This is a genomic window from Gordonia insulae, assembly GCF_003855095.1.
Taxonomy (GTDB): Bacteria; Actinomycetota; Actinomycetes; order Mycobacteriales; family Mycobacteriaceae; genus Gordonia; species Gordonia insulae.
Genome location: NZ_CP033972.1, coordinates 4,711,754 through 4,733,331, shown reverse-complemented (window position 1 = coordinate 4,733,331; position 21,578 = coordinate 4,711,754). Strand labels below are relative to the sequence as shown.

Sequence of the window (21,578 nt, the reverse complement as noted above, 5' to 3'; positions counted from 1 at the left end):
GTCGAGTAGCCACCGAGCGCAGCGAGGCGGCCCACTTACCGATGGTCGAGTAGCCACCGAGCGCAGCGAGGCGGCGTATCGAGACCACCCCTCACTGCCCGTCCGCGGTCCCCTCGCTCCCGCCGACGGCGTGGTCCCCCTCGTTCGGGTCGTTGGCGTCCGCTGCGGCCTCGTAGACGTTCTTCTGCTCTGCGATCCGGTCGGTCTCGCCGATCTGGTCCTGCGGCTGACGCTCCCACACCGAGCGATTCTCCTCGCGATCGCTCGGCAGGTCGGGATCGGTCTCGGCATCTGGTTTGTCGGCCATGCCTCCACTATGCCGGTCCACGCGCGGTTCGGGTCGACTTCGCGTTGTCGGCGCCGGATGCCACCATCGTCCCCATGACGACCACCTCCCGACCCGTACCGCCGATGAACGACGACGAACGAGCCACGATGGCGGGCTGGCTGGACTTCTACCGCGCCACACTCGCACAGAAATGCGACGGCCTCGACGACACCGCGTTGCGCGCAGCCGCCGTGGCACCGTCGGAACTCACGCTGCTCGGGCTGATCCAGCACATGGCCGAGGTCGAGCGCAATTGGTTTCGCCGCGTCCTGATCGGCGAGGACATCGGACCGATCCGAGTCGACGAGAACGCCTCCGAGGGACATGACGGCGGCTTCACCCTCACCGACGACTCGTCGTACCGCGCCGCCGTCGACGCCTGGGAGGCGGAGGTCGCGCGGGCGCGCGAGAACTGCGCATCCCGAGAACTGCACGACATAAGCAAGTTTCGTGGCGGCGAGGTGTCCCTACGATGGATCTACCTGCACATGATCGCCGAATACGCCCGGCACTGTGGCCACGCGGATCTGATCCGCGAACGCATCGACGGCGTGACCGGCGTGTGACGACAACAATCGTCCCCGAGGGGTGGCGCCAAGGGGAACACCCCTCGGACCGCCCTCTCGGGGACGATTATGGTCACTGGATCAGCCGAGTACCAACGACTCTCCGTCGGCCCCGACGTTCACCGGCACGACGTCGCCGTCGTGGATGTCGCCGGACAGCAACGCCCTTGCCAGCTGGTCGCCGATGGCCTGCTGCACCAACCGGCGCAGCGGGCGGGCACCGTAGAGCGCGTCGAACCCACGCTCGGCCAGCCACTCCTTGGCCTTCGGCGTCACCTGCAGTTCCAGTCGACGCTGCGCCAGGCGCTTGCCCAGCTGCGCGAGCTGGATGTCCACGATGGACACGAGCTCCTCGGGGCTCAGCGCGTCGAAGATCACCACGTCGTCGAGTCGGTTGATGAACTCGGGCTTGAACGCTGCGCGGACCGCCGCCATCACCTGGTCCTTGTCGCCACCCGAACCGAGGTTCGACGTGAGGATGAGGATGGTGTTGCGGAAGTCGACCGTGCGTCCCTGACCGTCGGTCAAACGCCCTTCGTCGAGCACCTGCAGCAACACGTCGAACACATCCGGGTGCGCCTTCTCGACCTCGTCGAACAGGACCACCGTGTAGGGACGTCGACGTACCGCCTCGGTCAGCTGTCCGCCGGACTCATAGCCGACGTAGCCCGGAGGGGCACCGACCAGTCGTGCGACGCTGTGCTTCTCGCCGTACTCGCTCATGTCGATGCGGACCATCGCGCGCTCGTCGTCGAACAGGAACTCCGCCAACGCCTTCGCGAGCTCGGTCTTACCGACACCGGTCGGTCCGAGGAACAGGAACGAACCCAGCGGCCGATTCGGGTCGGCGACACCAGCACGGGCACGACGGACCGCGTCGGAGACCGCCTGCACCGCATCCTTCTGGCCGATGACCCGTTGTCCGAGTTCATCTTCCATGCGCAGCAGCTTGGCGGTCTCACCTTCCAGCATGCGGCCCGCGGGGATGCCGGTCCACGCCGACACGACCTGCGCGACGTCGTCCGGTCCGACCTCCTCTTGGAGCATCACGTCCTGATCGGGATCGGCGCCGGTCTTCTCCAGTGCCGCGGCCAACTCCTTCTCCAGCGCGGGGATCTTCCCGTACCGCAGCTCGGCGGCGCGTCCGAGATCACTCTCGCGCTCGGCCCGATCCGCCTCTCCACGAAGCCTTTCCAGCTCTTCCTTGACGTCGCGGACTGCGTCGATGGCCGTCTTCTCCGACTGCCAGCGGGCCGAGAGCTCGTTGAGCTTCTCCTTCTGGTCGGCCAGTTCGCCACGCAGCTTCTCCAGCCGCTCCTTCGACGCCGCGTCGGTCTCCTTCTCCAAGGCGACCTCCTCGACCTCGAGTCGACGCACGATGCGCTCGACCTCGTCGATCTCGACGGGGCGCGAGTCGATCTCCATGCGCAGCCGCGACGCGGCCTCGTCGACCAGGTCGATGGCCTTGTCCGGCAGGAAGCGCGAGGTGATGTAGCGATCCGACAGCGTGGCCGCCAACACCAGCGCAGAGTCGGTGATGCGCACGCCGTGGTGCACCTCGTAGCGGTCCTTGAGTCCACGCAGGATGCCGATGGTGTCCTCCACCGACGGCTCACCGACGTAGACCTGTTGGAAGCGCCGCTCGAGGGCAGCATCCTTCTCGATGTACTGGCGATACTCCTCGAGCGTCGTCGCACCGACCAGCCGCAGTTCGCCACGGGCGAGCATCGGCTTGATCATGTTGCCCGCGTCCATCGCGGAGTCGCCCGTCGCGCCTGCGCCGACGATGGTGTGCAGCTCGTCGATGAAGGTGATGACCTGCCCGGCCGATCCCTTGATCTCGTCGAGGACGGCCTTGAGCCGCTCCTCGAACTCGCCGCGGTACTTGGCACCGGCCACCATCGACCCCAGATCCAGGGAGATGACGGTCTTGCCGCGCAACGATTCCGGCACGTCGCCGGCGATGATGCGCTGGGCCAGACCTTCGACGATCGCCGTCTTGCCGACGCCGGGCTCGCCGATGAGCACCGGATTGTTCTTGGTGCGGCGGCTCAGCACCTGCACCACGCGACGGATCTCGGTGTCGCGGCCGATGACCGGGTCGAGCTTGCCCTCGCGGGCGGCCGCGGTCAGATCGGTCGAGTACTTCTCGAGCGCCTGGTAGGTCTGCTCGGGATCGGGCGTCGTCACGCGCGCGTTGCCGCGCACGGAGACGAAGGCCTCGCGCAGCGCCTGCGGGGTCGCACCCACATTGGCGAGGAGCTTGGCCGTGTCGGAGTCGCCCGTCGCCAGGCCGACGAGGATGTGCTCGGTCGACACGTACTCGTCGTCGAGTTCACCGGCCAGCTGCTGAGCTGCGGTGATCGCCGCGATCGACTCGCGGGAGAGTTGTGGCTGCGCGCTCGCGCTGGCCACCGTCGGCGCACGGTCCACCAATCCCTGGGCCTGGGCGCGAACAGTCGACGGGTCCACCCCGACCGCCTTGAGCAGCGGTGCGGCGATGCCGTCGGACTGATCGAGCAGGGCCACCAGGATGTGAGCCGGGCGCACGTCGGAGTTGCCGGCAGCGGCCGCCGCCTGCACGGCAGCACTCAACGCTGCCTGTGTCTTGGTGGTCGGATTGAAGCTGTCCACTCGCGTGTACCTTTCTCTCTGTAACGCTCTTTAGTCCATAAGGCTCAAGTATGAGCCCACGGTGAGTTCAGCGCATCCAGGGTTGAGCGTATTCCACTCAAGTCTGAGATAGGGAGTGATGTACATCACAATAGCGCCAGGCCTGGACACTCCTCCGACGACAACCGTGCCCGCCGACCGTCTGACGGTCGGCGGGCACAAAACACAGAAGTGTTTGCGATGCGTCAGATGATGCTGACGACGAGATTCCAGATGGCGACACCCAGGTTGTAGATTGCGATGATCATCGTCGGTCCCTTCGATCGGATTCAGGTCCGCCGGCCTCGTGGCCGAACACCGATTGGACGCGACGACTCCGCGAGAATGTTCCCGGGCGCCGAGCAGGACCTACGAGAGTCTCACGCCCGCTGCAGAGCGAGCACCGGAATGGTGCGGATTCCGGCCGTCTTCGTCTCGTACTCGGCGAATCCCGGGTAGCGACTGGCCTGCTCACCGTAGATGCGGTCGCGATCCTCACCCGTCACCTCGGTGACCGTGACGTCGTACTCGTCGTCGCCGAGTTCCACCCGAGCGCTGCCCGCGTCGGTCAGGTTGTAGTACCAGGCCGGGTGAGTGGGCGCCCCGGCCTTCGACGCGAAGATGTACATCGAGTCGCCGTTGGCGGGCAGGTACATCAGTGGTGTGACGTTCTGCTTGCCGGACTTGCGCCCCGTGTGATGCAGCAACACCATGGGCGCGCCCTCGAACGGCCCGCCGACTTTGCCGTTGTTCTGGCGGAACTCGTTGATGATCTGCGTGTTCCAGTCGTCCGAATCAGCCATGCTCGATCCTCCTGTTTGCCCGACCCCAGTGCACGTGCACCGCCATTGTTCCTGAACTGCCGGCGAAGGGGAGCCCGGTCGGGCAAGACCTGACTACCCGTACCCGAGCGCCATGCGTACTTTCGCGGCCTGATCGAGCCCGGGCTCGGTGACGGTGCCGGCCAAGGTCACGTACCGGCCGCCCTCGGGCCGGGCCGTCACCGCCACCGAGTCGGCGAGCGCGGCGTCATCCACCGGAACCCGGCGGGAAAGGTATGTCTTCCAGCCCAGGATGATCTGCTTGGGTGCGAGTCCGATGTCCTTCTGCGCCAGATGGAATTGGTACGTCCCGGCCTTGAGCCAGTCGGGGTCCCACGCGGACACCATCGCGTCCATGTGATCGGTGATCCACTCCCGTGCCTGCTCCGAATCCGCTCCCGGCATGTCGATGTCGACGAGGAGTCGGTTGGCGGAATGCTCACTGCCGGCACGCACACGTACCTGCACCGGAAACTCTTCCGGTCCGGCTTGGCGGTTGATCCGGAGCTCGCGCTCGTCGCCACGGCGGCTGGTCGATTCGATCGCGCTCGCCAGCGAAGCCACGTCGGTGATGTCGACAGGGACCGCATCCATGAAGTGGCTGCCTTTTCGCTCGACGAAGCGCACCCACCCACCCGCGGGCTGGTTCGGCATTTCCGTGAGCATTCGCCGGCTCGCGGCGACGATCTCGGCTTCCGACTGTGCCCGCGGACCCCAGCCGCCGATGACATCGATCTTTGCCACGATCATCCACCCTACTTCTTCGGCGGTTCTATCCGAACCGTGATGCGGTCGCCGTAGTCGCTCCGGTCGATCTCGGCCTGGACATCCCTCAACTGGCGCTCATCGGCGACAACCCATTCCACCTCGGCGTCATGCTCTTCGGCTGCCTGATACTGCCGTTTGAGCTGATCAGGCATCTGCCGCGCCTCCTTCGACCAGGGCTGCAGGTTTCCGTCCTTGTCGTACACGACGTCGGGGCGGTGATACTTGACCTCGGTCCACTTCTCCTTCTCGGTGTCGGTCGGAGGCGTGACGTCGTCGACACTCACCTTTCCGGATGGGGCGTCCTTGGAGGGGATTTCATACGTCGTTCCCGGTGGGCGACCGGTCACCTGCTCCTGGTAGTCCTTGGTCTCCTGTGACCACCCGTTTGTCGACTCGGGCACCCAGCGGCCGCTACCGCCATCGGTGTCATCCTGCGGCGCAGGCGGAGTCGTGGCCGAGGGGGCCGGTGCAGAAGGCTGCGGCGCCGGTGGCGCGGGGGTGGTGGCCGGCGGCGGGGTCTGCTCGGTGCTCGGCGGTGCGGGCTCGGCCGGCGCAGTGCCGGGGGCCGGCGTTTCCGGCGCCGGAGACTCCTCGGCCGGGGGGTTCTCGGGGGCCGACGGGGACTCGTCATCATCGCCGAAGAACTGCTCGAGCACCCACGCGCCGCCCTCGATGAGGTCGCCGATGCCGTGGAGGATCCCGTACCACTCACGCCATCCTTGCGGCTGCGCAGGAGGATTCGGTGGAGCGTGGGCCTCCGGTTGCCCTTCCTTGGGGTCGGGCCTGCCGGTGATGTTCGGTGTCTTGGGCGACGGCTCGTTCGGGTCCGCCTGCTTCATCGGCGGCGACAGGATCGCGGCGGGCGGATTCTGGTCGCGCCGCTCCGGCGCCCGAGGTGTCTGGGTCTGAGGTGCCTCCGGCGCCTGGGGTGCCTGGGGTGCCTGCGGAGTCGCAGACGGGGGTGCCGGCGTGCCGGGGGTGGTGGCGCGCGGCGTCGACTCACGGGTCGGAAGCGGCGGCCGCTCGGGCCGTGTCGGCTCGCCGCCCTTCTTCCGATCCGTACCCGCCCGGTCGGAACGACGATCGTCGCGCTTGTCCTTCTTGTTGTCCCCGGGTTCGCGGCTGTCTCGACTGCGGCCCCGTTCCCGCTGGTCGCTGCCCTTGGGGTCGTGGGTCTTGGGAGCCACCTTGTTCGGAGCGCGATTCTGCTGCGGTCCGGTCGGCCGGTCGGACTTGTCGCGGCTGCGCTTGCTGTCTCGGTCCGACGGGTCCTTGTGCGTGGTCTGCGGCGCCTTGGTGTTCGGCGAGTACTTGTGGGGCCCGCGGTCGGGTTTCGGGATCGAGGACCTCGGCCTCGTCGGCTTGGCCGGGCTCGACTGCGAGCCGCCCGGAGATCCGGCGCCCGGTGCACTCGGCGATCCCGGTGAACTCGGCGCGCTGTGACGCGGTGCCGGCTGCGGGGCCCGCGGCTGGATCTTCCGCGCATCGCCACCCCGATCGGGTGCCGACGTCGACGGTTTGTTCTTGCCGCTCTTGGCATCTCCCGAGTTCGACGAGTGCCCCGCACCCGGCCCGCTCGGAGACGCGGCGATCGCCTGGCCCGCCGGCAGCAGCCCGATCAGCATCACCGCCATGGCAAGGACCAACGAGCGAATCACCACCGCCATCGATCTCGAATCCCGCATCGTCAACTCACCTTCGTGTGTGGATCAGGTTCGCTGCGACCGTAGGCCCGTGGAGCAGTCACCTGGCGAGTCCGGAGGTGAAAAGTGCTCTACGCGAACGACACCGACAAAGAAAGGTATGCCAGGCGGGAACATTCCCGCGCTTGGGCGCCATCCAACAGGTACGGGTGGATCATGGCTCGGATCGCCGCGCTGTAAGCAGGACTTCACCTCGGCGTCGCATACCTTCCACGACGACCGTCAGTTGGTCAGCGCCGACACCACGGCCGCGATGATCACGGTGTTGAAGACGAATGCGATCACCGCGTTGGCGGTCACGGTCCGACGCATCTCGCGCGACGTCACCGTGACGTCGGTGGTGCCGAAGGTGGTCATCACCGCGACCGAGAAGTACACATAGTCGGCCCACTCAGGATCGTCGGCGCCCGGGAAGTCGAGCCCCTTCGAACCCTCGTCGATCAGATCGTCCGCGTGGAAGGTCACCGCATAGGACACGACCACACACAGCCAGGCCACCACGATCAACGCGACGGCCACCGTGACTCGCGGCGTCTCCGCGAGCGTGGCACCCCCGCGGCCGGGCAGCCAGATCATGGCGACCGCGAGCGCGGCCACTGCGATGAATATCGACACGCCCGGTCCCGGCGCGGTGCCGAGGATGTAGCGCTGCAGCACCGTCCCCCGGTTCTCCCGCCACGCCCAGTCGTGAATCACCGAAGGATCGGCCCGAGAGAACGCGGCGATCGTGATCGCCAGGTAGGCGATCAGGTAGACGAGCAGGACGAAGACGGCTCCGTCGACCGGCGACATCTCCGTCGGCGTCGCACCGAGCAGGAACAGACCGCCGACCCCGACGCACGCGAGAATCAGACTCACCCCGGCACGCCGGGGTTCCGAGAGCCAACCAGCAGACGTTGCCTTCTCCGACACGGAATTACGGTGTGTCGCACCCCGGCGCCGGTGCGTCCTCGAACAGCGGGTCCCCCAGCGGGATCAGATACAGCACATACAGGACCACCGGCTCTGTGCCGAGGTTCCGGCCGACATGGGTGTTGGCCTGGCCGTGCGGTTCGCGGATGATGTCGCCGGTGCGGTAGATCACCGGCTTGCAATCGGATCCGGGATGGGTCAAGGTGCCGGCTCCGACGAGCCCCACGAGGTCGCCATCGTGGTAGTGCCACCCGGTGGTGCCGCCGGGTGCGATCGTGATCTGCCGGACGGCGACGTGAAGCCCCTTTGGCACAAACGGCAGCAGTCCAGCCGGGATGTCACCCTCGGCGAGGGTGGTGGCCGAGATCCCCGACGGCGGCGTCGCTGCCGCGGTGGCGGGGACGAGGCCGGCGCCGACGGTGAGCGCGACGATTCCGACGATCGTGCCGATGAGCTTCTTCATCTCTGGACAGTAGCGCCGACCACGCCCGACGGGAGGTGGATTCATCACATGGTGACCCGCGCGTACGGATACTCTGACTGTCACCGCCGCCGCATGAGGTCGACAGCAAGGGGCACACGATGACCACCGAGAACGAGCACATCAACCCCGACGTCCCGCCGAGCGGACCGGGGTGCGTCGAGTGCACCGATACCGGTTCCTGGTGGGTTCATCTCCGCCGCTGCGCCGAGTGCGGCCACATCGGTTGCTGCGACGACTCGTTGAACAAGCACGCACGACGCCACGTCACCGAGTCCGGACACACCGTGATCCAGAGCTACGAGCCCGGCGAGGACTGGTTCTGGGATTTCACCACCGACAAGGGTTTCCTCGGACCGACATTGGCGGCTCCCACCGAACATCCGGACACACAAAGCGTTCCGGGGCCGGCCGAGCGGCTGCCGGAGGACTGGCGCAGCCGTCTCGGTTTGTAGGGAAGGTCTGGCCGCGTGGGGTGATCCTGCCGCGTGATCGACGACCGACCGGTCAGGCGGGCTCCTCGTCAGCTGCCACATCCCCCACCGACCGCAAGCCGAAGCGCGCACGCAGTGTCCGCGCCGCGTACTCACGCTGGAACAACCCACGTTCCTGCAGGATCGGTACCACCAGTGTTGCGAAGTTCTCCAGGTCGACGGCGGTCTCGGCCGGCATGATGGTGAATCCATCGGACGTGCCTGCCGCAAACCAGGATTCGAGGTCGTCGGCAACCTGTTCGGCGGACCCGACGAGCAGCCGATGACCGGATCCGCCTGCCCCGCGGATCACGAGTTCCCTTGGCGTACGCGGCGCTTCGGCGATCAGTGCCCGGGTGGAGACGCTGAACCCGGTAGAGAACGCGCCGGCCGGGATCGTCTCCGGCAGGTCGGCGACCGAGATCGGATCGTCGGGACCGAACGAGTCCTCGGCCAGTCCCAGATTGGCCAGCAGTTGTGCCGTCAGTCGCTCGATCGGCAAGGTCGCATACAGTGCTTCCGCACGGCTGAGGGCCTCCGCCTCGGTCGCCGCGACCACCACCACAACGCCGAGCGAGACCTTCACGTCATCGGGATGACGTCCGGCGGCCGCGGCCCGCTGCCGGATGTCGGTGCGGAAGGCAACCGCTTTCGCCTTGGTCTGCGCGACGGTGAACACGACATCGGCGAAGTCCCCGGCGAGTGTGAGACCACCCTCCGATCCGCCTGCCTGGACCAGGACGGGACGCCCCTGGGGTCCCGGCGCCACGGGTAGCGGACCGGCGACCGAGAAGAACTCGCCGTCGTGATCGATCGAGCGGATCTTCGTCACGTCGGCATACCGGCCGGACGCCTTGTCGGCGATCAGCCATCCCGGGTCCCAGCTGTCCCACAGCCGGGTGACCACGTCGAGGAATTCCCATGCCCGCCGGTACCGCGTCTCCTTGTCGGGATGTTCTGGCAAGCCGAAGTTGGCGGCCGCGGCCGGCGTGCCCGTGGTCACGATGTTCACGGCCGCGCGACCTTTCGTCACGTGGTCGAGCGCCTGAAACCGCCGGGCGAGGTTGTACGGCGAGTTGTACGTCGTCGAACTGGTGATCACCACTCCCAGATCGCTCGTCGTCGCGGCGACGTGTCCGAGCAGGATCAGTGGGTCGATCCCGGTACCAGGCGCCTCACCGATCTCGCCGCGCAGCGCGGGACCGTCACCGAGGAACACCGCATCGATCTTGGCGTCCTCGGCGATCCGCGCCAACCGGGTGAAATAGTCGATGTCCAGGTACGCCAACGGGTCCGCGTGCGGCAGCCGCCAGGCGTGGCGGAAATGCCCGGGCGTCATCAGCGACAGGTTGAGGTGGAATCCGGTCATCGCGTCAACTCACAATCTGATCAGGAACCAAGGGGTGTGTTCGCGGGCCGCCAGCCCAGCAGCGGTGCCAACTCGCGGGCGCCGGCCTCGAGCAGGCGGAGGTGCTCGTCATGATCGGGTACGCCTGGCACGAAGCTGATCAGCAGATCGGTGACGTCGCGCAACGCCGGATCGTCCGAGAGCTGGTCGGCGAGGTCGGCGCTCGGCCCGATCAGTGCCCGGTCGGCGGCCAAGTAGTCCTCGACCGTATCGGTCTGCCTCGGGTCGCCATGTGTGCTCCAGCTCTGCCAGCGCCGGACACCGGGAGTCACCAGGCGGATCGCCTCGGCGCGGTCGGCATGTGGATACACCGCGCGCGACACCTGTACTCGCGGTGCTTGCTCCGAGTGATTCCAGGCCGCCCGATAGGCGGCGATCGATGATGCCTGCCGCGCCTGCGAATCGCCGACGGTACCGCCCTGCCACGCGGTGGCGCGCGACAGCTGCAGTCCGTCACCCGCCCCAGCCGCCCGTTCGGCCGCAGCCCGGCTGTGGGCGGGATCGCTGGTGATCGCCTGCCACAGTCGGCCCCGCAGTTCGTCGCCGGGCGGATGCAGCACCTCGCCCACTCTGTTCAGCGGCGTGCCCTCGAGCACCGCGTGCAGCCGGTCGACGGAAGCGTCGAAGAGCCGATGGCGGTCGGCGAGATCCTTTCCGAACGCGGCCCACGCACTCGGAAAGGGACCGGACCCGACGCCCAGTTCCAGTCGGCCACCGCTGATCACGTCCAGCGTCGCAGCATCCTCCGCCACCGCCACGGGATCCTCCAGTGGCAGGACGAAAACACCCGTCCCCAGTCGAATGCGCCTGGTGTGCTGGGCGATCGCGGCCAGCAACACCAACGGCGCCGCCACATGCTCGTTCCCCTGCCGGAAGTGACGGTGGATCACCCAGCCGGAATCGTAGCCGAGCGCTTCGGCGGCCCCGAACAGTTCGACCGCCTCCCGGTAGGCATCCGCCGGTGGCAGATCCCGATCGAGGTGGAGCAGGAAGTTGAGTCGGAACGGGCGCCCGTCCTCGACGCCCGCTCCGATCGGCGATGTTGCGACGCTGGTCATGTCAGAGGTTCAGCCCTGTCCCGTGTACTCCGTGTTCGTCGATGAGGGCGAGTTCCTCGTCGGTGAACGGCGGGAAGTCGAGTGCTTTCACGTTGTGATCGAGCTGCCAGGTCGAGCTCGCGCCGACGAGCGCCGACGTCACTGTCGGATTCCGCAGCACCCATTGCAGAGCCAACTGGGCCAGCGACTGACCGCGGGCCTCGGCCAGCTTGTTCAGCTCGGCGGCACGCTGGCGGTAGGTGTCGGTGATGGCGTCCGGCTTGAGGAACGTGCTGTTGACCGCGCGGGCACCGTCCGGGATCGTCTCCAGATACTTGTCCGTCAGAAGCCCTTGCGCAAGCGGCGAATACACGATCAGTCCGAACCCGTCCCGGTCCGCGAGCTCGAGCAGACCGTTCTGCTCGATGCGTCGATCGAAGATCGAGTACCGCGGCTGATGGATGAGCAACGGGACCCCGGCGTCGGCGAGCAGCACGGCCGCCTCGTGCGCGCGGTCCGGCAGATAGTTGGAGACGCCGACGTAGAGGGCCTTGCCCTGCTCGACAGCGGACACCAGCGCACCGACGGTCTCCTCGAGAGGAGTCGACAGGTCGGGGCTGTGGCTGTAGAAGATGTCGACGTGATCGGTTCCGAAGTCGCGCAGACTGTGATCGAGTGAGGTCAGCAACGACTTACGGGAGCCACCCTTGAGGTATGGGCTGGGTCCGATCGCGTTGCCCGCCTTGGTCGACAGGATGATCTCGTCACGGTAGGACGCCAGGTCCTTGGCGAGCACCTTGCCGAAGTTCTGCTGAGCCGCGCGATGTGGCGGGCCGTAGCGATCGGCGTTGTCGAAGTGGGTGATCCCGAGGTCGAAGGCATGCAGGATGATCTCGCGCTGCGTCTCGAACGCATAGTCTGTGCCGAACTTCTGCCACAGACCGAACGAGAACGCGGGGAGGTCGAGCCCGGATCTCCCGGTGCGCCGGTACGGGATCCGGTCGTAGCGTTCGTCGTCGGCGGCGTAGGTGGTCTCGAAGGTGCCGTAGGACATGTGCTGGAGTGCCTTTCGTCGTTTCGGGTGATCAGCGTGCACGACGCAACGCAGACGGCTGCAGTGACGGGGTGTCGCGTCCGGTGTCGCGGTCGTGGAACTGGGTGCCGGGGTCGACGATGTCGTCGATCCGGTCCAGGATGTCGTCGGAGAGCTGGATCGTCGCGGCTTTCAGATAGGCCTCGAGGTGAGCCTGCGTGCGCGGACCGATGATCACACTGCTGATCGCCGGGTGATTGAGCGCGAACCCGATCGACAGTTCGACCAGAGTCAGTCCGTTGTCCTCCGCGAGGCGACCGAGCGCGTCCGCCGCGGCGAGTTTGCGCTGGTTGCGTTCCGCGGTGATGTCGAATCGTCCCGGGATCAGTTCGGCCCGTGCCGATTCCGGCTGATGCTCCCCGACACGGTACTTGCCGGACAACCATCCCGCGGCCAAGGGACCGTAGGAGAGGACGCCGACTCCGTACTTCTGCACCACCGGGAACACCTCGCGCTCGGCGCCACGCACCAGCAAGGAGTACGGCAGCTGTTCGGTGTGGGGTGCGATCAGTCCGTACTTCTCGGCGAGCCAATGAGCTTCCACCTGGAGGTGCGCCGGGAACGCCGACGTCCCGTAGTAACGGATCTTGCCCTCTCGGATCAGATCGTTGAGGGTCTGCAGGGTCTCCAGCAGACTGGTCCGCGGGTCCGGACGATGCGCCTGATACAGGTCGAGGTGGTCGGTGCCGAGTCGGCGCAGACTGTCCTCGATCGCCTGTGTGATCCAGCGGCGCGAGTTGCCGGCGTGGCGCGGATCGGTGCCGATCTGACCATGGAACTTGGTGGCCAGGAACACGTCGTCGCGGCGATCCCGGATCGCCTTCCCGACGATCTCCTCGGACACCCCTTGCGCGTAGACGTCCGCGGTGTCGATGGTGTTCACGCCGGCGTCGAGGGCCGCCCCGATGATCCGGAGGCTCTCAGGTTCCTCCTGCCAGCGTCCGAAGTTCATGGTGCCCAGGGTCAAAGGTGTGACCGGCACACCCGTACGACCGAGTACTCGTTCGACCTCGATGGTCATGGTGTCCTTTCGTCGAAGTTCATGCGGCGACGTTTCTCAGAACAGGCCCGTGGTGGGCGGTTCCTCGCCGGAGAGGTGATAGGCCCCGGCCACCGCCGCCTTCCATTGGCGGGGATTGTGATTCGCCGCGGTGCGGGCGTTGCGCCAGTGCCGGTCGAATCCGAGATCGCGATTGGTGATGGAGCCGCCCCCCACGTCGAAGAGCAGTTCGGCGGAGGTCAGCGCGGATTCGATCGCGACGACACCGGCTTGCGCAACCGTCACCGCGGCCGCCGCACCCGCCCGCCGCGCGTCGTCGCCCCGCAGTCCCCGTTGATCGTGCAACTCCTCGGCCGCGTAACGCACCACGGCTGCCGCCGTCTGAGCGCGGGCAGCGATCTCGCCGACCGTCTCACGCACATACGGGTCGCCGACACTGGTCGATGCCGAGCTGTGCTTGATGGGGCGGCCCTTCTCCCGGGCGAACCAGACGGCATCGTCGAGGGCACGCGCGGCGATGCCCGCCTGCACGGCGGCGAGATAGAGCTGGGCGAACGACCCGAGCCACGGATTGTCCGGCCGGACCTCGTCGGCGATCACGGTCTCGTGATCGGCCACCCGCACGTCGACCAACTCGGTGGAACCGCTCTGGGTGAGACGCTGGCCGACCGCGTCGAAGTCGTCGAGTCTGCGGACGCCGTCCCGGTCGGCCGGGATCGTGAAACGGACGAGTGTGCCGTCATCGGTGACGGCCTGCGCGGAGAAGTACGACGCGTATAGGCCGCCGGTCGAATAATATTTGCGCCCGTTGATGATATAGCCCGCACCGTCTCGCCGTGCCGAGGTGGAGACACTGCCGCTGGCGCCGCCGTTGCGTTCGTTGCCCGTCCCGGCGAACAGTGCCCGGTCACGCAAGCGACGGAGGTTGACGGCGCGCAGGGGAACGTCGTCGCGGGCCGCGATCTGGTTCGCAACCAGGAACGTCGGTCGGAGTGCCTGCGCCACATTGGAATCCGCGCGGGCGATCTCGATGACCAGTTCGACGACATCCCGGACCGTACCCCCGGCACCACCTTCGTCACGTGCTATGCCGGTCAGCCCGATGCCGTGGTCGGCCAGTTCGCGGACCTCGTCGTGCGCATAGTCGCGCGTGTCCTCGCGAGTTCGGGCCGTTGCCCCGATCCGCGACAGGGCCGGTGCGATGGCGGTCCGGATACCGTCGACGGTCAGCTGTGGGCCATCGGTCGTGCCCGCCGGCTCCGTCGCCGAGGTGGGTGCGGCGGTATCGATGGCGGTCATGCGGGCACCACCGAGGGAACCGGCACACCAAGGCCGGCCCGCAGCGTGCCGCCGGCTACCCCGGCGAGCTGCGGGGCGAGATCTCGGACGACGTCCAGAATCTCCTCGGCTCCTCCGTCCACTGCGAGAACAAAGCCGTCCACGCCAAGGTCGGATGCCCAGCGACGCACCACGGATGCGTTCTCGCGACCGTCGATCCGGGCCAGCAGTGCGACCGCACCCCGACTCCTCCCGACGGCGTCGAGAGCGCCCGACAGCTCCGCGTCCGCGGTGGCGATCAGCTCCCTGTCGACGATGACCGCGTCCGCGCTCGCCACTACCCGCGACCAGCCCACAGTCGCGGGATCGGCGGCGATCAGCACCGGACGTCCCTGGGCCGACGATGGTCCATCCAATGGGCCCGCCACCCGATAGAACCGGCCGTCGAAGTCGATGGGACGGATCAGATCCGCTTCGGCGACGACCGCGGATACCTGATCCCCCACCAACGCATCCGCCGGGAAGGACTCCCACAGGCGCGTCAGGATCTCCGCGTACTCTGCCCATCGCTCTGCCGGGTCGGTCGCCTCGACGTCGGGTATCGCCGCGTCACTGACCTCGTCGCCGTTTCCGGGGACCAGGACCACGCCGACCCGGCCGGCGGTGGCGCGGTCGAAGGACAGCACCCGCCGGGCCAGGTTGTACGGCGCGTTGTGTGTTGTCGGGGCGTCGATCACATAGCCGAGGTCGCCGTGACGGCCGGCCAGAAACGAGCCGACCACCGACGGATCGATGGTGGGACGCTCGGCGTTCCGATCGACCAACCTCAACCCCGTGACCCCGACGTCTCCACCGAACGCGGCGATGGCATCGGCATCCGCCACCGAGATCTGACCCGGCGACTCGCCCACCGCCAGTTCCACAAGAATGCTCATCCGTTCGACTCCTCACCCTGCGCTGACGAGTGGACGATCGTCCACGATTGGCGTGCTCGGTAGGCCGAGCCCGAGGTGCCCGCGCAGCGTCGCGCTCTCGTACTCTGTGCGGAACAGGCCGCGTCGCTGCAGTTCCGGGACCAGATGATCGGCGAAGTCGTCGAATCCCGACGGCAGCACATCGGGCATGACGTTGAATCCGTCGGCGGCTCCGTGACGGTGCCAACGCTCGATGTCGTTCGCGATCTGCTCGGGCGTCCCCACGACGATGCGGTGCCCGCCGCCGCCGGAGAGCTTCGTCAGCAACTGACGAAGCGTCGGCTGCTCACGGTTGATGATGTCGCGCACGACGCGATAGAACGTCTGAGACCCACCGGCAAGGTCCGGATCACGGAGCAGCCGTGCGGGAATCGGCTCATCGTCGTCGAGCCCGTCCAGCGAGAAGCCCAGTTGCCCGGCGAGTCGCTGCCGCGCATAGGCGTCCGGAAGGATGTCGTCGAGCAGTTCTCGCCGGGCCCTGGCCTCGGCCTCCGTGCTCCCCAGCACGGTCGACAGTCCCGGGAGCACCACGATCTCGTCCGGGTCACGCCCGAACTGCGCGGCACCCCTGCGGAGTTCGTCGCGAAAGTCACGGGCCTTGTCGATGTCCTGCTCGGCGGAGAAGATCACCTCACCGACACGCGAGGCAAGTCGTTTGCCGTCCGACGACCCACCGGCCTGCACGACGACCGGACGGCCCTGCGGCGAGACCAGTTCGGTGCGTGCAGCCCAGTCCGCGACGACTTTCTCGACCAGTCCCGCGGCCCGCCGGTAACGCAGTCCGTGATCGGGCTCGCCGTCGCGCCCGAAGTTGCGCGCGGCGATCGGGCCGGCGGTGGTCACGACATTCCAGCCGAACCTGCCGCCGCTGATGTGATCGAGATCCCCCAGACGGCGGGCGATCTCAACGGGATCGTTGTAGGACGACGACAATGTCGCGATCAGTCCGACCTGCTCCGTCTGTGCTGCCACCCGCGCCAACACCGTTGTCGGTTCGAGGTTGTTGCCGGTCCGATGCCTGATACTGGGATCGAGCACCGGTCCGTCGGCGAGGAACACCGCGTCGAGTTTGGCCTGCTCCGCCTTCTTCGCGATCGAGGTGTAGTGCTCGATCCCGTAGCTCGCGAGCGGGTCGGTACCGGGAAAGCGCCATGACCCACCGAAGACCCCGGCGTTGAGGATGTTGACATTCAGGTGCAATCGGGCTGTCATGCTGTCACTTTCTCGAGATCGTCGTTCGCAGCGGGACGGTCGGTCGCGGCCACGTCGACCGACGTCCTACCGACGTAGTACCCGGACACGGGCCGGGTCCCGTTGACGATGAAGTCGCCGACGACCCGCGGTTTGTAGATCACCGGATTGTGCGAGGCGAGGGTGCGGGCATTGCGCCAGTGCCGGTCGAGGTGCACCCTGTTGCGAGCAGTCGATGAACCACCGGCATCGAAGGCGATCGTGGCGGCGTCGAGTACCGCCTCGATCACGGCCACCTGCGCGGCCGAGGTCTCGATGTAGGTGTCCGAGAACGCCTCCTCCCGGTCTTCCTCATGCGCGGCCTCCAGTCGTTGTGCGGCGTGCTGCAGCAGTGTCTCGGCAGTCACTTTGCGGCTGTACAGCTTCCCGACGACGGCCAGCACGTCCGGGTCCGCTGTGGCGTCCTGGGTCAAGGCGTGCCGACTGGTCCGGGTCCGGCCGCGGACGATGTCGACGGTCTCGGCGACGATGCTGCGGGCGATGCCGACCAGATTCGCCAGATGCACGATCTGCACGAACGAGTCGAGACCGCGCAGGGATTCGGTCGCTCGGCCGATGTCACCGAGCGGCTCGACCGGCACGTCGGTGAGGATAGTTGTCCCACTTCCGGTCTGACGCTGCCCTATGCCGTCCCAGTCGTCGACGTGATCGACTCCGGGATGCCGTGCGGGGACGACAACGAACGCGCGGCGCGCCTCGTCGTCGAGCACCGCGGTGCGGATGTGATCAGCGAATCGTGCTCCGGTGGAGTAGAACTTGGTCCCGGACACCATCCGCGCGCCGGAACCATCCCGTCGGATACGCGTGGTGATCACGCCCCAGCCGGTATCGGACTCCACTCCGGCGACCAATGCCGACGGCTCCGACTGGGCGTTCCCGAACACCGCACCCTCGCCCACGGCCGTAGCCCAGTGATGCCGCACATCCGGGTCCTGCTCCCGGCGCAGGATCTCGGTGGTGGTGAAGTGTCCGCGCCAGATCTGCGGGATGTTCGAATCGGCCTGTCCCGCCTCGGCGAGCAGTGCGAACAGCGTCGGGAGGTCGACGTCGAATCCGCCGTACTCCCGCGGAAGCCGGAGCCGCCCGAAACCTGCGTCAGCGAGTTCCCGGACGAGGGCATAGGGGTGTTCGTGCGCGAGATCGCGTTCGGCGGCGCCCTTGGCGAGTTCGTCGAACACCGCTCGGATACGCACCAGCGCCTCGTCCAGCGTGGCGGGTTGGGGTGACGTCATGATGCTCCTCGAGGGGTGGTGAGTCGACGTCCGGCGATGGCGTCGAGCAACTGGACGGTGTACTGCTCCGTGGGCGCGGCGAAGACCTGGTCGACCGGCCCCTGTTCGACGATCCGGCCCTGCCTCATGACCGCGACACGATCGGAGATGGCCGACACCACCGCGAGGTCGTGCGAGATGAACACGTAGGTGAGGCCACGGTCGTCCTGAAGCCGTTGCAGGAGTTCGAGAATCTGCGCGGCCACCGATACGTCGAGCGCCGAGATCGGCTCGTCGAGGACCACCACCTCCGGCTCGAGGATCAATGCCCGGGCGATGGCGACCCGCTGACGCTGACCGCCGGACAGCTCCCGGGGATGGCGCGCGGCGAAGTCGGCGGGGAGGGCGGCTGCCTCCAGCGCGGCGACCACACGGTCGAGATTCTGACGTCGTCGACGGCGACCGGTGGCGGGCAGGACCGTCTTCGGGCCGAATGCCCGCAACGGTTCCTCCACCACGTCGAACACATCGAACCGAGGATCGAACGACGAGTACGGATTCTGATAGACGATCTGCACGTCGCGACGGAGGGGGCGGAACGCTCGGCGCCCGAGGTCGGTGACGTCGGTGCCCAGCACCGAGACCCGCCCCGATGTGGCGGTGGTGAGGCCGGTCAGCACCCGCGCCGTGGTCGACTTACCGCTTCCCGACTCGCCGACGATCGAGAATGTCTCGCCACGCGCCACGCGGAACGAGACGCCATCCACCGCCGGCACGTCGTGGTAGACCTTGCGCAGGTCGGCGACCTCGATGGCCGGATCGCGACTTACGCCGGACTCCACCGGTTCCCGGCGTTCACGCACCCGCACCCCCGACGGCACACTCTCGAGTAGGCGCCGTGTGTAGGCGTGCCGCGGCGTGGCGATGACCTCCGCCGTCGGCCCCAGTTCGACGAGCCTTCCGTCCTGCATCACTCCGATCAGGTCGGATCGGTCGGCAGCCACCCCGAGGTCGTGGGTGACCAGCACGATGCTCGTCGACGATCGAACCCGGAGATCGTCGATGAGGTCGAGGACCTGCTTCTGGACAGTGGCGTCGAGTCCGGACGTCGGTTCGTCGGCGATGATCAGGTCCGGATCACCGGCCACTGCGGCGGCGATCAGTACGCGCTGACGCATGCCGCCCGAGAGTTCGTGCGGATACTGACGATAGCGTCGCTCCACATCGGTGAAGCCGACGAGTTCGAACAGGTCGAGCACGCGTTCACGCCGGGCATCGTCGTCGAGGTCGGTGTGCAACCGCAGTACGTCCTCGACCTGGTGTCCGACGCGCCGGACCGGATCGAGCGAGACGGTGGGGTCCTGCGGGATCAGGCTCAACGATCGGCCGCGGAGATCGTGCCAGTGCTCGGCCGGGAGTGCTGTCAGTTCTTCTCCGCGGAAGGTGATCCCACCGCCGAGCACTTCGCCGTTCGCGGGCAGCAGTCCGAGGATGGCATGGCCGGTCGTGGTCTTGCCGGAACCGGATTCACCGACGAGTGCGAGCACCTGGCCCGGCGCGACATCGAAGGTGACGTCGTGCAGTACCGGCCGGATTCCGTCGCGACCACGGTAGCCGACGCTCAGGTCCCGAACGGACAGAACGGGTGTCACGGTCATCGTGCGCTCCGTCGTGAGAGGTGGCGGGAGATGTTGTTGGTCGCGAGCACCACCGCGACGATCGTCAGTGCCGGGAACAGGGTGAGCCATCCACGGGTCGCGATGTATTTGCGGCCATCGGAGACCAGCAGGCCCCACTCCGGGTCGGGCGGCTGGGCACCCAGTCCGAGGAAACTCAACGATGCGATCCAGATGATGGCGATTCCGAGTTGCACCGCTATCAGCGATACCGTCGGTGCCAACGAGTTCGGGATCACGTGACGACGCAGGATGCTCCAGGTCGTCGCCCCGCTGGTGACCGCTGCTTCCACGTAGTTGCTCGCCCGCACGCGCAGGACTTCGGCGCGGATCAGACGCGCGAAGGTGGCCGCCGACGTCAGCCCGACGGCGATCGCGGCCGGGACGAGGCCGGCGTTCCCGGTCCGCGCGGTGTACAGCACCACGATGGTGATCGCCAGCAGGAAACCCGGAATGGAGAGGAGCACATCGATCAGCCGCATCACGACCGTGTCGCCGAACCCACCGAACCAGCCCGCGATGGCGCCCAGAGCCGAACCGACGACAACCGCCACGGCGACCGCGAGACTCGCGCCGAGCAACGACGCCCGGGCACCGTACACGATGCGGGCGTATAGGTCTCGGCCCAGCAGATCGGTACCGAACCAGTGGTCGGCCGACGGCGGAAGGAGCTTGCGGCTGTTGTCGATGGCGATCGGGTCGTACCCGGTGAACAGTCCGGGCACCAGCGCCCAGAGCAGTGCGAGGCCGAACACCGCGACCGAGAGTGCGAGAACCCAGTGACCCGCAGCCCAGCGCACCGCCTTCCGGGCCGTCGTCGTTCCGGCAGAGCCGGTCTGAACAGGTGGAGTCGAGGACTGGACGGCATCGTTGTCGAGGGCGATGGTCATGGCATCGACACCTCGACCGGTATCCGACGTGCCACACGCAGGTCGGGCATCGCTGCGTGCTCACGGTCGCGGACCGTCCCGGTCGCCGCCGGGCGACGCACCCGCCGACCGATCCGGCGCACCGAGCCGTCGAGGAGAATCCGCGGGTCGATCACCGGATAGGCCAGATCGACAAGGAGATTCACCGTGACATAGGCGACGGTCGCGACCAGCACCACGCCCTGCAGCACCGGCAGGTCCTGCGTGCTGACCGCCCCGACGGTGAGCTGCCCGATGCCCGGGCGGGCGAACACCGCTTCGGTCACCACCGCACCGGCGATCAGCTCTCCGCACGAGAGCCCGAGCAGCGTGAGTACCGGCATCGACGAATTGCGCAGCACTCCGCGCCGGAACGCATACCGCTCATCAGCGCCCCGGGCGTGCAGAACATGGATGAACGGCTGCCCCCTGGTGTCGCGGATCGAGGTGAGGAACACCTGGGCGAGCGGCGCGGCGATCAGGAGGCCGAGGGTGATCGCGGGTGCCAGCAACGCGACGAACGAGCCGTCGTCAGAAGCTGGGATGAGGTGCAGTCCGAACGAGAAGAACTGCAGGAAGAGGATGCCGACGACAAACGTCGGAATCGATCCGAAAAGCGCGGGCCACGATGCGACGAAGTCGCGCAACCCTTTCCACGGCGCATAGTTCGCCAGGATCCCGATCACCAGGGCGAAGACCACGCCGAATGCCAGGGCGAGACCTGTGAGCGCGAGGGTGCTGGGCAGCGCAGTACCGATCAACTCGGTGACCGCGCGTCCGTCGGTGAGGGAGTACCCCAGATCACCGTGCAAGAGCCCGGCCAAGGCGGTCAGATACTGCTCCCACAGCGGTCGGTCCAAACCGTAGTACTGCAACAGCACCTCGGCCTGCTCGGGCGAGATCTGCGCCTCCGGGTTCTGGATCCGGTTGGTCACCGCATCGCCGGGCAAGGCGCTCAGCAGGAGGAACGAGAGGGTGTAGGCCGCCCACAGGACCAGTGCCGCTTGTCCGAAACGCTTCAGGATGTAGGTGCGCATC

At 67.3% G+C, this 21,578-nt stretch carries 20 protein-coding genes; 2 read left to right on the top strand and 18 right to left on the bottom strand.

The window, feature by feature from the left end; translation table 11 throughout:
• Positions 1-91: 91 nt before the first annotated feature.
• Entirely contained in the window at positions 92-307 is a 216-nt protein-coding gene (locus tag D7316_RS21585; protein WP_124710083.1) for a hypothetical protein, read from the bottom strand.
• Positions 308-381: 74 nt separating this feature from the next.
• Between D7316_RS21585 and D7316_RS21580 the strand changes: the two genes are divergently transcribed.
• Complete coding sequence (locus D7316_RS21580) at positions 382-894, top strand: DinB family protein (RefSeq protein WP_124710082.1); 513 nt, start codon at positions 382-384, stop codon at positions 892-894.
• An 81-nt stretch (positions 895-975) separates the two neighbouring features.
• Here D7316_RS21580 and clpB read toward each other — a convergent pair whose 3' ends face one another.
• The 6 genes from clpB to D7316_RS21550 form a co-directional block, all read right to left on the bottom strand.
• Positions 976-3,528, bottom strand: a complete 2,553-nt coding sequence (gene clpB, locus D7316_RS21575; RefSeq protein ID WP_124710081.1) for an ATP-dependent chaperone ClpB — start codon at positions 3,526-3,528, stop codon at positions 976-978.
• Positions 3,529-3,926: 398 nt separating this feature from the next.
• Positions 3,927-4,349: a nitroreductase/quinone reductase family protein gene (locus tag D7316_RS21570; RefSeq protein WP_124710080.1), complete on the bottom strand. Its 423-nt coding sequence runs from the start codon at positions 4,347-4,349 to the stop codon at positions 3,927-3,929.
• A gap of 93 nt (positions 4,350-4,442) precedes the next feature.
• Positions 4,443-5,111: an Imm52 family immunity protein gene (locus D7316_RS21565; RefSeq protein WP_124710079.1), complete on the bottom strand. Its 669-nt coding sequence runs from the start codon at positions 5,109-5,111 to the stop codon at positions 4,443-4,445.
• A gap of 11 nt (positions 5,112-5,122) precedes the next feature.
• Complete coding sequence (locus D7316_RS21560) at positions 5,123-6,820, bottom strand: Tox-REase-5 domain-containing protein (RefSeq protein ID WP_124710078.1); 1,698 nt, start codon at positions 6,818-6,820, stop codon at positions 5,123-5,125.
• 240 nt (positions 6,821-7,060) lie between these two features.
• Positions 7,061-7,750, bottom strand: coding sequence for a DUF1345 domain-containing protein (locus tag D7316_RS21555; protein ID WP_124710077.1), 690 nt, complete (start codon positions 7,748-7,750; stop codon positions 7,061-7,063).
• 4 nt (positions 7,751-7,754) lie between these two features.
• Entirely contained in the window at positions 7,755-8,213 is a 459-nt protein-coding gene (locus tag D7316_RS21550) for a cupin domain-containing protein (RefSeq protein ID WP_124710076.1), read from the bottom strand.
• A gap of 119 nt (positions 8,214-8,332) precedes the next feature.
• On the opposite strand from D7316_RS21550, the gene D7316_RS21545 reads away from it, so the two are divergent.
• Positions 8,333-8,686 (top strand): UBP-type zinc finger domain-containing protein, encoded by a 354-nt coding sequence (locus D7316_RS21545; RefSeq protein ID WP_124710075.1) that lies wholly within the window; start codon positions 8,333-8,335, stop codon positions 8,684-8,686.
• 52 nt (positions 8,687-8,738) lie between these two features.
• Here D7316_RS21545 and D7316_RS21540 read toward each other — a convergent pair whose 3' ends face one another.
• From D7316_RS21540 to D7316_RS21490, 11 genes are read right to left on the bottom strand one after another with little or no spacing between them, the layout of a single operon-like run.
• Positions 8,739-10,073, bottom strand: a complete 1,335-nt coding sequence (locus tag D7316_RS21540; RefSeq protein ID WP_124710074.1) for an NtaA/DmoA family FMN-dependent monooxygenase — start codon at positions 10,071-10,073, stop codon at positions 8,739-8,741.
• 20 nt (positions 10,074-10,093) lie between these two features.
• Positions 10,094-11,170: an LLM class flavin-dependent oxidoreductase gene (locus D7316_RS21535; RefSeq protein ID WP_124710073.1), complete on the bottom strand. Its 1,077-nt coding sequence runs from the start codon at positions 11,168-11,170 to the stop codon at positions 10,094-10,096.
• Position 11,171: 1 nt separating this feature from the next.
• Positions 11,172-12,203, bottom strand: coding sequence for an aldo/keto reductase (locus D7316_RS21530; RefSeq protein WP_124710072.1), 1,032 nt, complete (start codon positions 12,201-12,203; stop codon positions 11,172-11,174).
• A gap of 31 nt (positions 12,204-12,234) precedes the next feature.
• Positions 12,235-13,263: an aldo/keto reductase gene (locus tag D7316_RS21525; protein WP_124710071.1), complete on the bottom strand. Its 1,029-nt coding sequence runs from the start codon at positions 13,261-13,263 to the stop codon at positions 12,235-12,237.
• Between the two features lie 36 nt (positions 13,264-13,299).
• Entirely contained in the window at positions 13,300-14,541 is a 1,242-nt protein-coding gene (locus D7316_RS21520; RefSeq protein WP_124710070.1) for an acyl-CoA dehydrogenase family protein, read from the bottom strand.
• The gene (locus tag D7316_RS21515) at positions 14,538-15,455 is read right to left on the bottom strand and encodes an LLM class flavin-dependent oxidoreductase (protein ID WP_124710069.1); all 918 of its coding nucleotides are present in this window, start codon (positions 15,453-15,455) and stop codon (positions 14,538-14,540) included. Before D7316_RS21515 ends, D7316_RS21520 begins: the two co-directional genes overlap by 4 nt.
• Positions 15,456-15,467: 12 nt before the next feature.
• Positions 15,468-16,706, bottom strand: coding sequence for an LLM class flavin-dependent oxidoreductase (locus D7316_RS21510; protein WP_124710068.1), 1,239 nt, complete (start codon positions 16,704-16,706; stop codon positions 15,468-15,470).
• Positions 16,703-17,977: an acyl-CoA dehydrogenase family protein gene (locus tag D7316_RS21505; RefSeq protein WP_124710067.1), complete on the bottom strand. Its 1,275-nt coding sequence runs from the start codon at positions 17,975-17,977 to the stop codon at positions 16,703-16,705. The genes D7316_RS21510 and D7316_RS21505 overlap by 4 nt, the downstream gene beginning before the upstream one ends.
• A complete protein-coding gene (locus D7316_RS21500; RefSeq protein ID WP_124710066.1) occupies positions 17,974-19,614 on the bottom strand; it encodes a dipeptide ABC transporter ATP-binding protein in 1,641 nt (546 codons plus the stop codon). The genes D7316_RS21505 and D7316_RS21500 overlap by 4 nt, the downstream gene beginning before the upstream one ends.
• A complete protein-coding gene (locus D7316_RS21495; protein WP_124710065.1) occupies positions 19,611-20,522 on the bottom strand; it encodes an ABC transporter permease in 912 nt (303 codons plus the stop codon). The genes D7316_RS21500 and D7316_RS21495 overlap by 4 nt, the downstream gene beginning before the upstream one ends.
• Positions 20,519-21,577 carry an ABC transporter permease gene (locus tag D7316_RS21490; protein WP_124710064.1) on the bottom strand — a complete coding sequence of 353 codons (1,059 nt, stop codon included), beginning with the start codon at positions 21,575-21,577 and terminating at the stop codon, positions 20,519-20,521. The genes D7316_RS21495 and D7316_RS21490 overlap by 4 nt, the downstream gene beginning before the upstream one ends.
• Position 21,578: the final 1 nt, after the last annotated feature.

What these genes read in the sequence shown, in the direction of transcription:
- D7316_RS21585 (WP_124710083.1), bottom strand. Translation starts at nt 307, where the DNA reads ATGGCCGACAAACCAGATGCCGAGACCGATCCCGACCTGCCGAGCGAT.
- D7316_RS21580 (WP_124710082.1), top strand. Translation starts at nt 382, where the DNA reads ATGACGACCACCTCCCGACCCGTACCGCCGATGAACGACGACGAACGA.
- D7316_RS21570 (WP_124710080.1), bottom strand. Translation starts at nt 4,349, where the DNA reads ATGGCTGATTCGGACGACTGGAACACGCAGATCATCAACGAGTTCCGC.
- D7316_RS21560 (WP_124710078.1), bottom strand. Translation starts at nt 6,820, where the DNA reads ATGCGGGATTCGAGATCGATGGCGGTGGTGATTCGCTCGTTGGTCCTT.
- D7316_RS21550 (WP_124710076.1), bottom strand. Translation starts at nt 8,213, where the DNA reads ATGAAGAAGCTCATCGGCACGATCGTCGGAATCGTCGCGCTCACCGTC.
- D7316_RS21545 (WP_124710075.1), top strand. Translation starts at nt 8,333, where the DNA reads ATGACCACCGAGAACGAGCACATCAACCCCGACGTCCCGCCGAGCGGA.
- D7316_RS21540 (WP_124710074.1), bottom strand. Translation starts at nt 10,073, where the DNA reads ATGACCGGATTCCACCTCAACCTGTCGCTGATGACGCCCGGGCATTTC.
- D7316_RS21535 (WP_124710073.1), bottom strand. Translation starts at nt 11,170, where the DNA reads ATGACCAGCGTCGCAACATCGCCGATCGGAGCGGGCGTCGAGGACGGG.
- D7316_RS21530 (WP_124710072.1), bottom strand. Translation starts at nt 12,203, where the DNA reads ATGTCCTACGGCACCTTCGAGACCACCTACGCCGCCGACGACGAACGC.
- D7316_RS21525 (WP_124710071.1), bottom strand. Translation starts at nt 13,263, where the DNA reads ATGACCATCGAGGTCGAACGAGTACTCGGTCGTACGGGTGTGCCGGTC.
- D7316_RS21520 (WP_124710070.1), bottom strand. Translation starts at nt 14,541, where the DNA reads ATGACCGCCATCGATACCGCCGCACCCACCTCGGCGACGGAGCCGGCG.
- D7316_RS21515 (WP_124710069.1), bottom strand. Translation starts at nt 15,455, where the DNA reads ATGAGCATTCTTGTGGAACTGGCGGTGGGCGAGTCGCCGGGTCAGATC.
- D7316_RS21510 (WP_124710068.1), bottom strand. Translation starts at nt 16,706, where the DNA reads ATGACAGCCCGATTGCACCTGAATGTCAACATCCTCAACGCCGGGGTC.
- D7316_RS21505 (WP_124710067.1), bottom strand. Translation starts at nt 17,977, where the DNA reads ATGACGTCACCCCAACCCGCCACGCTGGACGAGGCGCTGGTGCGTATC.
- D7316_RS21500 (WP_124710066.1), bottom strand. Translation starts at nt 19,614, where the DNA reads ATGACCGTGACACCCGTTCTGTCCGTTCGGGACCTGAGCGTCGGCTAC.
- D7316_RS21495 (WP_124710065.1), bottom strand. Translation starts at nt 20,522, where the DNA reads ATGACCATCGCCCTCGACAACGATGCCGTCCAGTCCTCGACTCCACCT.
- D7316_RS21490 (WP_124710064.1), bottom strand. Translation starts at nt 21,577, where the DNA reads ATGCGCACCTACATCCTGAAGCGTTTCGGACAAGCGGCACTGGTCCTG.